General features: G+C 35.3%; 13 protein-coding genes. 5 read left to right on the top strand and 8 right to left on the bottom strand.

Annotation, left to right across the window (positions count from 1 at the left end; translation table 11 throughout):
• The first annotated feature begins 226 nt into the window (after nt 1–226).
• Nucleotides 227–1,255: an endonuclease/exonuclease/phosphatase family protein gene (locus OO013_RS17900; RefSeq protein ID WP_266058359.1), complete on the top strand. Its 1,029-nt coding sequence runs from the start codon at nt 227–229 to the stop codon at nt 1,253–1,255.
• Between the two features lie 21 nt (nt 1,256–1,276).
• On the top strand, nt 1,277–2,170 hold the full coding sequence (locus OO013_RS17895; RefSeq protein ID WP_266058358.1) for an endonuclease/exonuclease/phosphatase family protein: 894 nt from the start codon (nt 1,277–1,279) through the stop codon (nt 2,168–2,170).
• A 70-nt stretch (nt 2,171–2,240) separates the two neighbouring features.
• Here OO013_RS17895 and OO013_RS17890 read toward each other — a convergent pair whose 3' ends face one another.
• Complete coding sequence (locus OO013_RS17890) at nt 2,241–3,200, bottom strand: DUF8428 domain-containing protein (RefSeq protein ID WP_266058357.1); 960 nt, start codon at nt 3,198–3,200, stop codon at nt 2,241–2,243.
• An 89-nt stretch (nt 3,201–3,289) separates the two neighbouring features.
• Here OO013_RS17890 and OO013_RS17885 point away from each other — a divergent pair, with 89 nt between their 5' ends.
• Nucleotides 3,290–3,886, top strand: coding sequence for a methyltransferase domain-containing protein (locus tag OO013_RS17885; RefSeq protein ID WP_266058356.1), 597 nt, complete (start codon nt 3,290–3,292; stop codon nt 3,884–3,886).
• On the opposite strand, the gene OO013_RS17880 is transcribed toward OO013_RS17885, so the two are convergent.
• On the bottom strand, nt 3,866–4,657 hold the full coding sequence (locus tag OO013_RS17880; protein WP_266058355.1) for a class I SAM-dependent methyltransferase: 792 nt from the start codon (nt 4,655–4,657) through the stop codon (nt 3,866–3,868). The two genes, OO013_RS17885 and OO013_RS17880, sit on opposite strands and share 21 nt — an antisense overlap.
• 6 nt (nt 4,658–4,663) lie before the next feature.
• The gene (gene apaG / locus OO013_RS17875) at nt 4,664–5,050 is read right to left on the bottom strand and encodes a Co2+/Mg2+ efflux facilitator ApaG/CorD (RefSeq protein WP_137091638.1); all 387 of its coding nucleotides are present in this window, start codon (nt 5,048–5,050) and stop codon (nt 4,664–4,666) included.
• Nucleotides 5,051–5,154: 104 nt separating this feature from the next.
• Between apaG and OO013_RS17870 the strand changes: the two genes are divergently transcribed.
• Nucleotides 5,155–5,817, top strand: coding sequence for a uracil-DNA glycosylase (locus OO013_RS17870; RefSeq protein ID WP_266058353.1), 663 nt, complete (start codon nt 5,155–5,157; stop codon nt 5,815–5,817).
• A gap of 53 nt (nt 5,818–5,870) precedes the next feature.
• Here the strand turns inward: OO013_RS17870 and lepB are convergent, their stop codons facing one another.
• Genes lepB through OO013_RS17845 form a run of 5 tightly spaced genes read right to left on the bottom strand, consistent with a single transcriptional unit; the run spans nt 5,871 to nt 10,391 of the window.
• On the bottom strand, nt 5,871–7,304 hold the full coding sequence (gene lepB, locus OO013_RS17865) for a signal peptidase I (protein ID WP_266058352.1): 1,434 nt from the start codon (nt 7,302–7,304) through the stop codon (nt 5,871–5,873).
• A gap of 23 nt (nt 7,305–7,327) precedes the next feature.
• Complete coding sequence (gene dapB / locus OO013_RS17860; protein WP_266058351.1) at nt 7,328–8,062, bottom strand: 4-hydroxy-tetrahydrodipicolinate reductase; 735 nt, start codon at nt 8,060–8,062, stop codon at nt 7,328–7,330.
• 23 nt (nt 8,063–8,085) lie between these two features.
• Complete coding sequence (locus tag OO013_RS17855; protein ID WP_266058350.1) at nt 8,086–8,706, bottom strand: DUF5683 domain-containing protein; 621 nt, start codon at nt 8,704–8,706, stop codon at nt 8,086–8,088.
• Entirely contained in the window at nt 8,706–9,602 is an 897-nt protein-coding gene (locus OO013_RS17850) for a ParB/RepB/Spo0J family partition protein (RefSeq protein WP_266058349.1), read from the bottom strand. The genes OO013_RS17855 and OO013_RS17850 overlap by 1 nt, the downstream gene beginning before the upstream one ends.
• A gap of 18 nt (nt 9,603–9,620) precedes the next feature.
• Nucleotides 9,621–10,391: a ParA family protein gene (locus OO013_RS17845; protein ID WP_266058348.1), complete on the bottom strand. Its 771-nt coding sequence runs from the start codon at nt 10,389–10,391 to the stop codon at nt 9,621–9,623.
• 252 nt (nt 10,392–10,643) lie between these two features.
• Here OO013_RS17845 and OO013_RS17840 point away from each other — a divergent pair, with 252 nt between their 5' ends.
• Complete coding sequence (locus OO013_RS17840) at nt 10,644–12,386, top strand: ABC transporter substrate-binding protein (RefSeq protein ID WP_266058347.1); 1,743 nt, start codon at nt 10,644–10,646, stop codon at nt 12,384–12,386.
• Nucleotides 12,387–12,634: the final 248 nt, after the last annotated feature.

Here is a 12,634-nt window from a genome sequence, read left to right as displayed (position 1 = left end):
TAAAAATAAAATTGTCTTAGTTGGCTGCTTAAAAATAAATCAGTTAGTTAGTTCTCTGTTTGAAAAAAATATTTCAATTGGCTGATCTTACATTTTCGACTGCAAAATTAAATATGTTTTTGTCAAAAAAAAGAATTCAATATTAATAATTTGTTAATACCTTGATAGTATAATATTCTCCTATTATGATTATCCTTGCATTTGGAAATCGAATAATTTTTGAGATATGGCTAAATCATTACATATTTTTTTCTTAGCATTTATTGGATATTTCTGTGTTGCGCAATCAGGTGACCAGACCACATTTCAGTCAACTATTGCTTTTTATAATCTGGAAAATTTGTTTGACACAATCGATGATCCCAATATCCGAGACGAAGAGTTTTTACCTGGTGGAGAAAAACAATGGGGCAGAGACAGATATTTTAAAAAGCTTGGAAATATGGCTAGTGTAATAGCATCTGTAAATGGAGGCCCAGATGTGCTAGGTGTTTGTGAGATTGAAAATAGGGCTGTTGTGGAGCATCTTGCTATTGTATTAAGAAGATATGGGTTGAATTACAATGTTGTTCATTTTAATTCTCCTGACGGAAGAGGTATTGATGTAGCATTGATGTATAATCCAGGAAAATTCACTCCGTTTTATACAGAACAATTGGAGGTAATTGACCCGGAAAATTCTGATTTTAAAACCAGGGACATCTTGTATGTCAAAGGGTTAATGAATAACGATACATTGCATTTTTTTGTGAATCACTGGCCTTCGAGAAGAGGAGGAAAAGAAGAGAAAAGAATTCTTGCTGCAAAGATATTAAGATCAAAAGTTGCTGAATTGCAGTCTGAAAATTCTGATGCAAAAATTATTATCATGGGTGATTTTAACGACGATCCATATAATAAATCAATCACTGAGTATTTATTGGCTGAAGGCAAAGAGGAAAAATTAGATGACGGTGAATTATTTAATACTTCTTATGCTACCCATAAAAAAGGATATGGGACATTAAAATACAGAGGTGCATGGAACCTTTTTGATCAGATTATTATTAGCCAGGGTTTATTAGAAACGAATGACGCTGAAGGATTGAAGTACATAGATAATTCTTTCAGGGTGTATGTTCAGGAAAAAATGCTTGTTCAGGATGGTGATTATGCCGGGTATCCTCTAAGATCTTTCGTGGGAGATCGTTTTGATGGCGGCTATAGTGATCATTTACCTACCTATATTATACTGAAGTCGAATACAATAAATTAATTTTTTAAGATATAGTTAAATATGGAGTTGAATTACAAAAAGTTTTCTTTTCTATTTTTATTACTTCTTGCATTTGGTTGTAAAGAAGAAATATCCGAAAAAGTAAAACCTATCCCAGAAGAGGATGATGAGGTGATAGAATTACCGGTTGACGGACCGACTTTAGCAACAGATACCACTTTAGAAGTGATGACCTGGAACCTGGAATTTTTTCCTCTTGACGATGACCCTGAGGTTGTTGATCAGGTAGCCAGAATCATTGATTCACTTGATGTTGATTTAATTGGTTTTCAGGAAATATCTGATGTTAGTGAATTTACACGTCTTGATAATTTACTGACTGGCTGGGAAGGAAAAGTTGTTTCAAATGCAGCAGGATTAAATCTTGCATTTTTATGGAGAACAGAATCGTTTTCTTCTGTTTCAAGTGTTAGTTCTATTCTTACAGCTGATGTGAGCTATTTTGCAGGAAGACCACCGATTATGATTGAAGTGACTCATACTAATGGAAATACCTCCAGAGTTATCAATCTGCATATGAAATGCTGTACCGACGGTGGCTTTAGAAGAACCCAGGCATCGGCTAGTTTGAAAGCATTTCTGGATTCAGAATATCCTAATGATAATGTTCTGGTAATTGGTGATTATAATGAGGAAATCAATGATTCAAATGGTGCTTATGATAATTTTGTTGAAGATCCGGATTATCAATTTGCTGATATGGCTATAGAGCAGGGGTCAAGCACTTATTGGAGTTACCCTTCATATCCAAGTCATATTGATCATATATTGATCACAAATGAATTATTTGATAATGTGGTGAATACTCAAACATTAAAATTAAATGAGAATTATCCGACGTATCTTTTCGAGATTTCGGATCATATGCCTGTTATGACCATTGTCGATAATTAATATTAAGAATTAAGATAAAAAAAGGGGAGTTTGTGATCACAAACTCCCCTTTTTACTTTGCTATTATTTCTTACTTAACAGTAAATGTCTCTTCTCCTATAATATAATCTTCAGCCCAGATCTCAACCACGTATTCGCCTTCCTCATACTCACTGCCTTTTTCGTATAGGAAAGTTAATTGTTGTCTGGTGTTGTCAAAGAGGATATTCTTTTTACTGGTATAAAACTCCTCTTTGTTATTCAACATAAATGTGCCAGAGCCTTTGGCTACATCAAAAATTACCTGGCCATTATTGTCTATAACTCGGATAAAGATATCTTTTCCTTCTATAGGAGCAACATCATTTTTTGCCAGATTAAAAGAAACTTTTAACTGGTCAATGTGTCTGTTTCTGAATTCACCTTCTCTTTCTTTACCACGGTCGTTTACTGCAGCTACCGTAATATTTTCGGCTTTTAATCTTGAAGCCATTTCAACTTTCGACTGTAGTTGTTCCCTTACTTCAGATAATTCACCAATACTGTCATTAAGATTTTCTTTCTCTGTTTTTAAATCGGTGTTTTCGGTATACAAGGCTTCATTTATTGCTTTCAAGTCTGCTATTTCTTCATCCTTTTGAACTAACAGCTCCTCGTAACCTTCAACTTTGTTTTTGAGACGATTTAAATTAGTTGTCGCCCAGTTAGCCTGAGATTTGAATTTTTCTTTTTCAGCTTCAAGTTCCGCCTTAACTTTTTTCAGTTCTTCTACATCACCACCAAGTCTTTCTATTGTAGCAATCTTTTCTTCCAGCTCCACGCTCAATTCATCAAGCTTTTTAACTTGTGCTGAGATTTCTGATTGCATTGCACTTTCTTGCTTTTGGTAATCCTGGTTGTCTTGCCACCATAAGTATCCCAATAACAAATTAATAGCAAATAGAACACCAATCAGAACAGTGATCACCGTTTTGTTAGTACCTTCACTTTCTTTCTTAGGAGGTTTGTTTCCAGGTGTCGGAGTTCCCTGGGTTTTCTTATCTTCGCTCATATACTGTTTTCAGTTAATTTTGTTGTTCAACGCAAACAAATCGAAATTCGTATTTTTTTGCCGCTATAAAGGTAAAATAAAACTTAAACATGCAAAATAATAATATGAATGAATTTTACTGGCAGGAGAGATGGAAAAAAGGCTTAACAGGTTGGGATATAGGATATCCATCGCCGCCAATCACGGAATATGCTGATCAAATATTTGATAAGTCCAAGAAAATCCTAATTCCTGGTGTTGGTAATGGTTATGAAGCATGTTATTTAAAGGAAGCAGGATTTAAAAATGTCCATGTAGTTGATATTGCCAGTGAGCCTCTCGCACACATTAAAAAAAGATGTCCGGATTTTAAGGATTCTCATCTTATCCATGATGATTTTTTCAATCTTAATGACAAGTATGACTTAATTCTTGAGCAAACTTTTTTTTGCGCACTGGATCCTGATCAAAGAAAGGACTATCGGGATAAAATGTACGAGCTGCTGGTTCCGGGAGGAAAGCTGGCAGGTGTTTGGTTTACTTTTCCTCTTACAGAAAAGGGTCCACCATTTGGTGGTGATTCGGAAGAATATATTAAATTATTTAGCGAGAAATTTGATGTCAAGGTTGCTACACCATGTTATAATTCAATAAAGCCAAGGTTGGGAAATGAATTTTTCATGATTTTACAAAGGCCTGCTCATTAGTATTTCATGCTCCAATGGTATATCAGGACCTTTCATTAGTAAGCCGGAATGATAAAAGTCTAATTTCGTATTAAACATTCCTGAGGAACAGATCTCCTTCCAGGCTTTTTTCATGCCCTCTGACCAATAAATGTCACCAATAAGGACCGCTGAGTTTTCATTTAAATAGGGATAAATGGTATTCAGGTAATTGATAGTGGCTTCGTAAGTATGGTTTGCATCCATATAGACGAAGTCTATTTTTTTATCAAATGCTTTTAAGTAGGAGGGAAGTGTAGAATCTAGATTGCCTTTTATAACTTTTATATTATCAGCACCGAAATTTTTAAATGCTTTTAACGCTAATTTTGATAGTGAATCGCTTCCTTCGAAACTATATATCTGACCACCATAAAGAGAAGAGCCCTCAGACATTAATAAGGTTGTGACTCCCAGATTTGTGCCTAATTCCAGTACGCATTCAGGTTTGTATTGAATTATATAATTATAAATTATTTTTCTTATGTGGAATGATGAAGTACTGGTTTTCGCTATATTTTTTATTTTTCGTTTGTTGCTTTTCAATCTGCTGCTACCTGCACCATAATCTTCAATTTCAATTATTGTATTATCAGATTTTAATTGGGACAGATAATTTTTAATATTTTCTGGATCCTGATACTTTTTCCGGATCAGGTCCTTATAAGTATTAAATAGAAATGGTGAATGGAGACTGTGGTCATTGACGCATATCAGCCAATGCAATAATGCATTATTAATTCTGGTGAACAATTTTGATTAATTTAATCTGAATGGTGCGACCATTGAAAACTCAGGGATGTTAACAAAAAATTCGTTGCCATCAACTACTTTTTCCATTAAATAGGTCCCGTACATTTTACCCAGACCAGATTTAAGGTTGCAACCACTTACGTATTTGTGCTGCTGTCCTGGTTCAATAATTGGTTGTTGACCAACGACACCTTCACCTTCAACTTCTCTCACAACTGTAGCTGCATCATGGATAAACCAGTGTCTTCTGAGTAATTTTACAGTATATTGACTGTTATTCTCGATGGTAATTCTGTAGGTAAAAACATAATGGTATTGTGAGGGAGAAGAATACTCCGGTTGATATTCGGTTTCAACTGTTACCTTAACGCCTTTTGTGATTTCAGTAACCATTAGTTTTTTGATAGATTAGTTATTATTAAATATAATATTTTTTGAAAATTATAAATATTAATACAATAGTAAAACTGATTTTTAATATAAAAGTTTCGATATAAATGGAAATACCTCTTACGAATGAGTGGAATTCAGCTTTAAAAAAAGAGATGGATAAAGATTATTATCACGATCTCCTTGGTTATATTGAAAATGAATATAAAAATAATGCAGTTTTTCCTCCGAAAAGCCTTATTTATAATTCTTTAAATAAATGTTCTCCTTCTGATTGTAAAGTAGTAATTCTTGGCCAGGATCCGTATCATGGACCAGGACAGGCTCATGGATTAAGTTTTTCAGTAAATGACGGAGTTAAGTTCCCTCCAAGTCTGCGAAATATATTTAAAGAATTAAAAGCTGACCTGAATAAAGATGTTCCTTTTAGTGGAAATCTCGAACATTGGGCAGAGCAAGGTGTCCTTTTATTAAATGCTACTCTTACAGTGAGGGGAGGGGAGGCTGGTTCACATCAAAAGAAAGGGTGGGAGGAATTTACTGACTCAATAATTGAGTACCTGGGAAAGGAATATTCTGGAATAGCTTTTGTGTTGTGGGGGAAATATGCAGAAAAAAAAGAGTCATTGATCGATAAGGATAAGAACTTTATTTTGAAATCAGCTCATCCAAGTCCTTTGAGTGCCCGCCGTGGTTTTTTTGGCTCTCGACCCTTTAGTAAAATAAATGAATACTTAGAGTCAATTGGTAAAGAACCTATCGACTGGTAAATAAAAAAAGTCCTCAACGAATCGAGGACTTTTACTATAAGTTAAATGTGTTCTTACTCTCTGTGATCTATTAAGCCAATTCTATTCAATCGGTAACCTCTGGTAAGTGGTTTGTTTGGATTTTTAGACCAGTGAATAAATAATGGATATCCCATGATGTGATCGGAAGGTACAAATCCCCAGAATCTTGAGTCTAAAGAATTATGTCTATTGTCTCCCATCATGAAATAATAATCTTGCTTAAATGTGTATTCTTCCACCTTTTCACCATTGATGAAAAGACCATTTTTATTAAATTCCACATCTTTTAGCTTTTCATAATCAGCGATAGTATGACCATAAGTGTATAGGTTTTCCTCGGTTAACTTAATAGTCATATCCTTTTTAGGAATTACCAACGGACCATACCAATCCTGATTCCATTTATTACTAAAATAAGAAGGGAAGATCCTGGCATTTCCCTGACCTTCCGGTTCTATGTGTTTCTTTACTTCTTTAACATTTGGGTTAGCTTCTAATTTTGCAGCAACATCATCACTAATATTCGTAACATAGCTATACGAATTAAGGGCTTGTAATTCATCTATATTGATTTCCAAATCATCCAGGGTTTCTCTGGATATTTTACCACTTGTGTTAATAATATGAGTGTGTTGCATATCTTCTGGTTCGAAAGCATTTTTTCCATTTATAAATAGCTTGCTTCCTTTAATTTCAAGTGTATCACCAGCAATTGCTACACATCTTTTTACATAGTACTCTTTCATGTCAACAGGTAACAATTCTCCTTCTTCATTAAGATCCCTGGGCCAGTTAAATACCACAATATCGTTTCTTTCAACATCTTTAAAGCCAGGTAACTGAATCGGAGGAAGTTGTAATAGTGTACTATATGATTTTATAGGTCCTAATCTCTTATGAGTTAATGGGAATTGTAAAGGTGTTTCCGGTGTTCTGACTCCATAATGGAGTTTACTTACAAACAAGTAATCACCGGTTAATAAAGTGTTTTCCATACTTGATGTAGGGATAGTGAAAGCCCCCAGGACTGCCCACTTCATTATAGTCACTGCAAAAACAGCAAATACTATCGATTCAGCCCAATCCCTGTTTTTCTTTTCCTTTTTAATTTCTCTTGCTTCTTTTGGAGAAATCACCCATTTAGGTTTTTCTACAAACGCAAGATATGGAAGGTAGAAATACGGAACAGCAAGGGTGAGTGTCATTGGTAAAAAAGTGGCTTTTTTGAATCCTCGAAGGAATTCGATCATTAAAGCACCCCAAATGATAATATTTATATACGGAATAAATACCAGGATCTTCCACCATAGAGGCTTCTCAACAAAATCCGTGAGTACGATCAAATTATATAGTGGAATAATAGACTTCCAACCTTCTAACCCCGCTAATTCAAATAATTTGTAAAGTCCGGCTTTATATAAAATGTATAATACAGCCAGTATAATAAAAAAAGTAGTGTAACCCATTATTGCCTAATTAATTCAAAAGTTTATAGTGGTAAAAAATCCTTCATGGTAAGGATACCTTGTTTATCTTTTATCCATTCAGCTACAAGAACCGCTCCAAGAGCAAAGCCTGTTCTGCTATGTGCAGTGTGTTTTATAGAAATTTCATCAATATCCGATTCATAAATAATTTCATGAGTACCAGGTGTGGGATCGATTCTTTTACTCAGGATTGGTACTATATTATTTGGAGAATCCTCAGGGAAGTTATCTCCTTCAAAAAGCTTCCAATTTTGAATATCCGGATGATTTTTTACAATTCCCTCAGCAAGTGTAATCGCAGTACCTGAAGGAGCGTCTTTTTTTTCTGTATGATGAATCTCCTCCATTTTTACATTGTAATCAGAATATCGGCTCATCAGATTCGCCATCCATTCGTTGAGGTGGAAAAATAAATTAACACCTATGCTATAATTGGAAGCATAAAAGAATGTCCCTTCTTTTTGCTTTACATATTGTTTTACCTCATCCATTTTATCGAGCCACCCAGTAGTACCGGAAACTACTTTGACTTTTTGATCAATGCATGCTTTTATGTTTTCGGCAGCTGCTTCAGGCTGGCTGAATTCAATAGCTACTTCTGCACCATTCTGAGATAATTGTTTTAAGACATTTGCTCCTCTTTCCTCAACGATGTTGACTATTTCATGGCCACGATCGAGAGCAATTCTCTCAATGGTTTTACCCATTTTGCCGTATCCTATTATTGCTAATTTCACTTTAATTAAGGGTTTATTGTTGTTTATTTGAGTTTCAAGCTCAGTGTAAATCCTGCCTGATACTCACCAGTGGCGAGTTGATAATTGACAGGTTTGATATTAACGGCATTAAAATACTTTTTATTTACTCTAAATTCAATTAAATGTGCATCAACATGTGCATCAACAATATTTAAAGTATATAAAACTACTCCAAGAATAATTAAAAGGTCCCTGTTTCTTCTGTATTCATCAGCAAGGTTGATAAGCTGATCTTCAGACAGACCTAATTCATTGGATCCAGTATTTTGTTGTTCGTAAAGTAAACCCAGCAAATCTTCATATTGACCATTGTTCCAGTTAATAAAATAGATGTCGGTGGCTGCTAATCCGTAGATCAAAGGAACTTTCCAGTACTTTTTATTGTAGATCTGTCCAAGACCTGGAACTACTGCTGACAAAAGTCCTGCCCTTCGTGGGTCGGGTAGGGTTTTATATTTTCTATCCAGCTTTTCACTTCTGGATAATTTTTTTCTTTTCACTTTTGAGGAGTCGGGTAAAACCCGTACAGGCTCAGTGTAAAGAGAATCCTTATCCTGAGCCTGTAGGTTGTATGTTCCTGATACTGTAATGATCAGGATAATTAGTGTTTTGATTATTTTCATTATAATCCGTCAATAAGTTCGAGTATTCTCGAAAGATCATCTGGATTTGTGAAAGGAATATTAATAACTCCTTTTTTATTGTCTTTACTATTGATAGTTACCTTCGTGCCAAAGTGACTTGAAAGTTTGTTTTGCATACTTTTAATTTCAGGGGAAGAATCCTCGTTTTTTTGAGGTTTAGGTTTTTGGGGTTGGCTCATTGCACGCACCAACTCTTCAACCTTCCTCACTGAAAGGTCTTCCTGAACAATCTTTTTGTAAATATCCAGCTGATGATCAATAGAATCTATGGTGATCAATGCTCTTGCATGTCCCATACTTATTCGACCATCTCTTAATCCCGCCTGAATATCTGGTGGAAGTTTTAATAATCTCAGGTAATTATTTACAGTAGTTCTGTTTTTCCCTACTCGGTCACCTAGTTGTTCTTGCTTCAGGTCACATTCAGCCATCAACCTTTGATAAGAAAGGGCGATTTCAATTGCATTTAAATTTTCACGCTGAATGTTTTCGATCAACGCCATTTCCAGCATTTGCTGGTCGTTGGCAACCCTGATGTAGGCAGGTATATTTTCCAGTCCGGCAATTTTTGAAGCCTGAGTTCTTCTTTCACCGGAAATCAGCTGGTATTTACCTTTTTCAAGCTCACGGACCGTTATCGGCTGAATGATGCCTTGTATTTTAATAGACTCAGCCAATTCATTCAAGGCTGCCTCATCAAAATCAGTTCGTGGCTGGAAAGGGTTTACCTCAATCGCAGATACGGGGATCTCATTGATGGATCCTGAAGCTTTTTTTACAATTTCAGCTTTCTTCTCCTGTGAAGGAGTATCTGCCAAAAGAGCTCCTAACCCTTTGCCTAAAGCATTTCTTTTTTTCTGTGGTGACTTACTCATCGGTCCTCTTCCTTTCTACTACGCTTCTACGTTATTCTCAATAATTTCTTTTGCCAGGTTCAAATACGAGATTGCTCCTTTGCTTTCTGCATCGTGAATGATTGCAGGAACTCCAAAACTTGGTGATTCACTAAGCTTGATGTTTCTAGGGATAATTGTTTTAAAAACTAATTCCTTAAAGTGAGCAGTTACCTCTTCTACCACCTGATTAGACAGTCTTAACCTTACATCATACATTGTTAATAAGATACCCTCAATTTCTAATTCAGGATTTAGTCTTGACTGAATAATTTTTATAGTATTCAATAATTTACCTAATCCTTCGAGAGCGAAATACTCACATTGCACAGGTATGATCACAGAGTCTGCCGCTGTCATTGCATTAACAGTGATCAGACCTAGAGAAGGAGAGCAATCGATGATGATATAGTCATAATTATCAACAATATTTTTCAAAGCTTCTCTCATTCTGGTTTCCCTGCCTTCGATGTCGACCATTTCTACCTCAGCACCAACAAGATTAATGTGTGAAGGAAGAATGTCAAGATAGTCAATATCAGTCTTGACTATGGCTTCATCCACATCTATGTCATTGACCATACACTCGTAAATACTAACCTCTACGGCTTTTGGATCCATTCCAACACCTGAAGTACTATTCGCCTGCGGGTCTGCATCGACCACGAGGGTCTTATGATCTAAAGCTGCTAAACTGGCAGCTAAGTTAATGGCTGTTGTAGTTTTTCCTACCCCACCTTTTTGGTTAGCAATTGCGATAACTTTGCCCATGAATATAGGATAAATTATAGGTTTGATTTAATTAAATAAAGCTGAATCGAAAAGTCTCCAATTCAAGTTCCAAATATTATCAATTTTGGTTGGATTTCATAATTTGTAAAATCTTCTTGTGTAAAATTACTCTCAATATTACAGGGGCCGCAATGAATTAGCATTCTATTTGTTTTTAATTGAAAATAAGTGAATATTTAACCCCTGAATTATTTTTGAGATTAAAGTTCCATGAGTAAAATTTTTATAACTATGCTTAGAAAGTTATGCTATTCATTAATGATCCTCGTATTATTCGCTTCATGTGGCGGAGATGATAATGTTGAGGGCCAGAATGACCTGTCAGGAAAGAAAGTATTTAGATACAATCAGGCTGAAGGTCTTAGTTCATTAGATCCTGCATTTGCAAGAAATCAGGCTAATATTTGGGCGACTACTCAATTATTCAGTGGTTTGTTTGAGCTTACTGATGAATTGTATACTGCTCCTAATCTTGCAGACACATGGAAGATTTCTGATGACGGATTGGTTTACACAATCACAATTCAGAAAGGTGTTAAATTCCATGATAATGAGTGTTTCCCAGAGGGAGAAGGAAGAGAATTGAAAGCTTCTGATTTTGTTTACTCGTTTAACAGAATCCTTGATCCGGCAACTGCAAGTACCGGTGCATGGGTTTTCAGAGACAAAATCAAAGTAGATGAAAATGGTGAAATCGCTGAAGATTGGGTAAAAGCAGTTGATGATTACACATTGGAAATCACTTTAAAAGAGCCATTTGCTCCTTTTCTGGAAATTTTAACAATGCCATATACTTTCCCTGTTCCTAAAGAAGCAGTGGATAAATATGGTAAAGACTTCAGAACTAACCCGGTTGGTACTGGTCCTTTTATGCTTAACACATGGAAAGAGAATAACACTCTGATCATGGTTAAAAATGAGGATTACTGGAAAAAAGATATCAATGGTAAGCAATTACCTTATCTTGATGCAGTTGAAGTGTCATTTATTAATGACAAAAACCAGGAGTTACTAACTTTCCAGCAAGGAAAATTAGACTTCGTTTCTGGTATTCTTTCTGCTTCAGTTGATTTGATCCTCAACAAAGATGGTAAGCCAAAAGAAGAATTCGAAAAAGAACACAATTGCCAGATTTATAAAGAACCATACCTGAATACTGAATACATTGGTTTCATGATGGATAAATCTGCTTATGAAGATCCAAACCACCCATTCTTAAATAAGGATTTCAGAAAAGCATTAAATTATGCTATCAACAGAGAAGAACTTGTTTCAGGTCTGTTAAACAATCTTGGACGTCCTGGAAATTCAGGTATCGTTCCTGCTGCACTTCCTTCGTTTGATGCAGAAGTGGTTAAAGGATATGAGTACAACACTAAGAAAGCTGAAGAATTATTGAAGAAATCAGGTTATGATGCTTCTGAATATCCTTCATTTGATCTTTATACTACTATTCAGTCAAAAGATATTATCGAATATCTTAAGAACCAGTGGAATAGTATTGGTGTTAACGTAAACATCCAGATCAATCAGGTTCCTCAGCATCAGGAAATGGTGGATAATGGCAAAGTTAAGTTCTTCAGAGGATCATGGTTAGGTGATTATCCAGATGCTGAAAACTATCTTTCTATGTTCTACAGCAAGTATTACGCACCTGCAGGACCAAACAAAACTCATTTTAATAATGAGAAATATGATAGCCTTTATAATGTAGCTAAAGAAACAACTGATGGATTTAAGCGTTTCGATCTTTATCAGAAAATGGATAACATCATTGTTGATGAAGCGCCGGTTATCGTTTTATTCTATGATGAAGTTGTCAGACTAGTTCACGATAACATTCAAAATCTTCAGTCTAACCCAATGAACGTTCTTAAGCTGGAAAAAGTAGATATCCAGGACCCTGAAACGTTAGAAGCTTCTGCTGAGGGTTCTGAAGAAACTTCTGATGATATTGAAGTAATTACTGAATAGCAGTTAATAAATATTTTAACATGGAGAAGGCCTGCTTGATTTTCAAGCAGGCTTTTTTCGTTTATATCAGCTGAAGTTATCCTAAATCATCAAGTATTGCTGATCTTGTCCCTCTTTTAAGCTCATTATATTCACCAGGTAATGAAGTGGGGTAGCTACCAGAAACATGTGTCTTATGTAGTTATTATTAAGCTTTGAGGGTGCAAATTTTTATTATGACCATTAAATGCAACAGTAATTTGCCCTGG

The sequence above is a fragment of the Mangrovivirga halotolerans genome (assembly GCF_026241165.1).
Lineage (GTDB): Bacteria > Bacteroidota > Bacteroidia > Cytophagales > Cyclobacteriaceae > Mangrovivirga > Mangrovivirga halotolerans.
The sequence above is the reverse complement of the archived record's forward strand: the minus strand, read 5'-3'. Positions and strand labels throughout refer to the sequence as shown.

What these genes read in the sequence shown, in the direction of transcription:
- OO013_RS17900 (WP_266058359.1), top strand. Translation starts at nt 227, where the DNA reads ATGGCTAAATCATTACATATTTTTTTCTTAGCATTTATTGGATATTTC.
- OO013_RS17895 (WP_266058358.1), top strand. Translation starts at nt 1,277, where the DNA reads ATGGAGTTGAATTACAAAAAGTTTTCTTTTCTATTTTTATTACTTCTT.
- OO013_RS17890 (WP_266058357.1), bottom strand. Translation starts at nt 3,200, where the DNA reads ATGAGCGAAGATAAGAAAACCCAGGGAACTCCGACACCTGGAAACAAA.
- OO013_RS17885 (WP_266058356.1), top strand. Translation starts at nt 3,290, where the DNA reads ATGCAAAATAATAATATGAATGAATTTTACTGGCAGGAGAGATGGAAA.
- apaG (WP_137091638.1), bottom strand. Translation starts at nt 5,050, where the DNA reads ATGGTTACTGAAATCACAAAAGGCGTTAAGGTAACAGTTGAAACCGAA.
- OO013_RS17870 (WP_266058353.1), top strand. Translation starts at nt 5,155, where the DNA reads ATGGAAATACCTCTTACGAATGAGTGGAATTCAGCTTTAAAAAAAGAG.
- lepB (WP_266058352.1), bottom strand. Translation starts at nt 7,304, where the DNA reads ATGGGTTACACTACTTTTTTTATTATACTGGCTGTATTATACATTTTA.
- OO013_RS17855 (WP_266058350.1), bottom strand. Translation starts at nt 8,706, where the DNA reads ATGAAAATAATCAAAACACTAATTATCCTGATCATTACAGTATCAGGA.
- OO013_RS17850 (WP_266058349.1), bottom strand. Translation starts at nt 9,602, where the DNA reads ATGAGTAAGTCACCACAGAAAAAAAGAAATGCTTTAGGCAAAGGGTTA.
- OO013_RS17845 (WP_266058348.1), bottom strand. Translation starts at nt 10,391, where the DNA reads ATGGGCAAAGTTATCGCAATTGCTAACCAAAAAGGTGGGGTAGGAAAA.
- OO013_RS17840 (WP_266058347.1), top strand. Translation starts at nt 10,644, where the DNA reads ATGCTTAGAAAGTTATGCTATTCATTAATGATCCTCGTATTATTCGCT.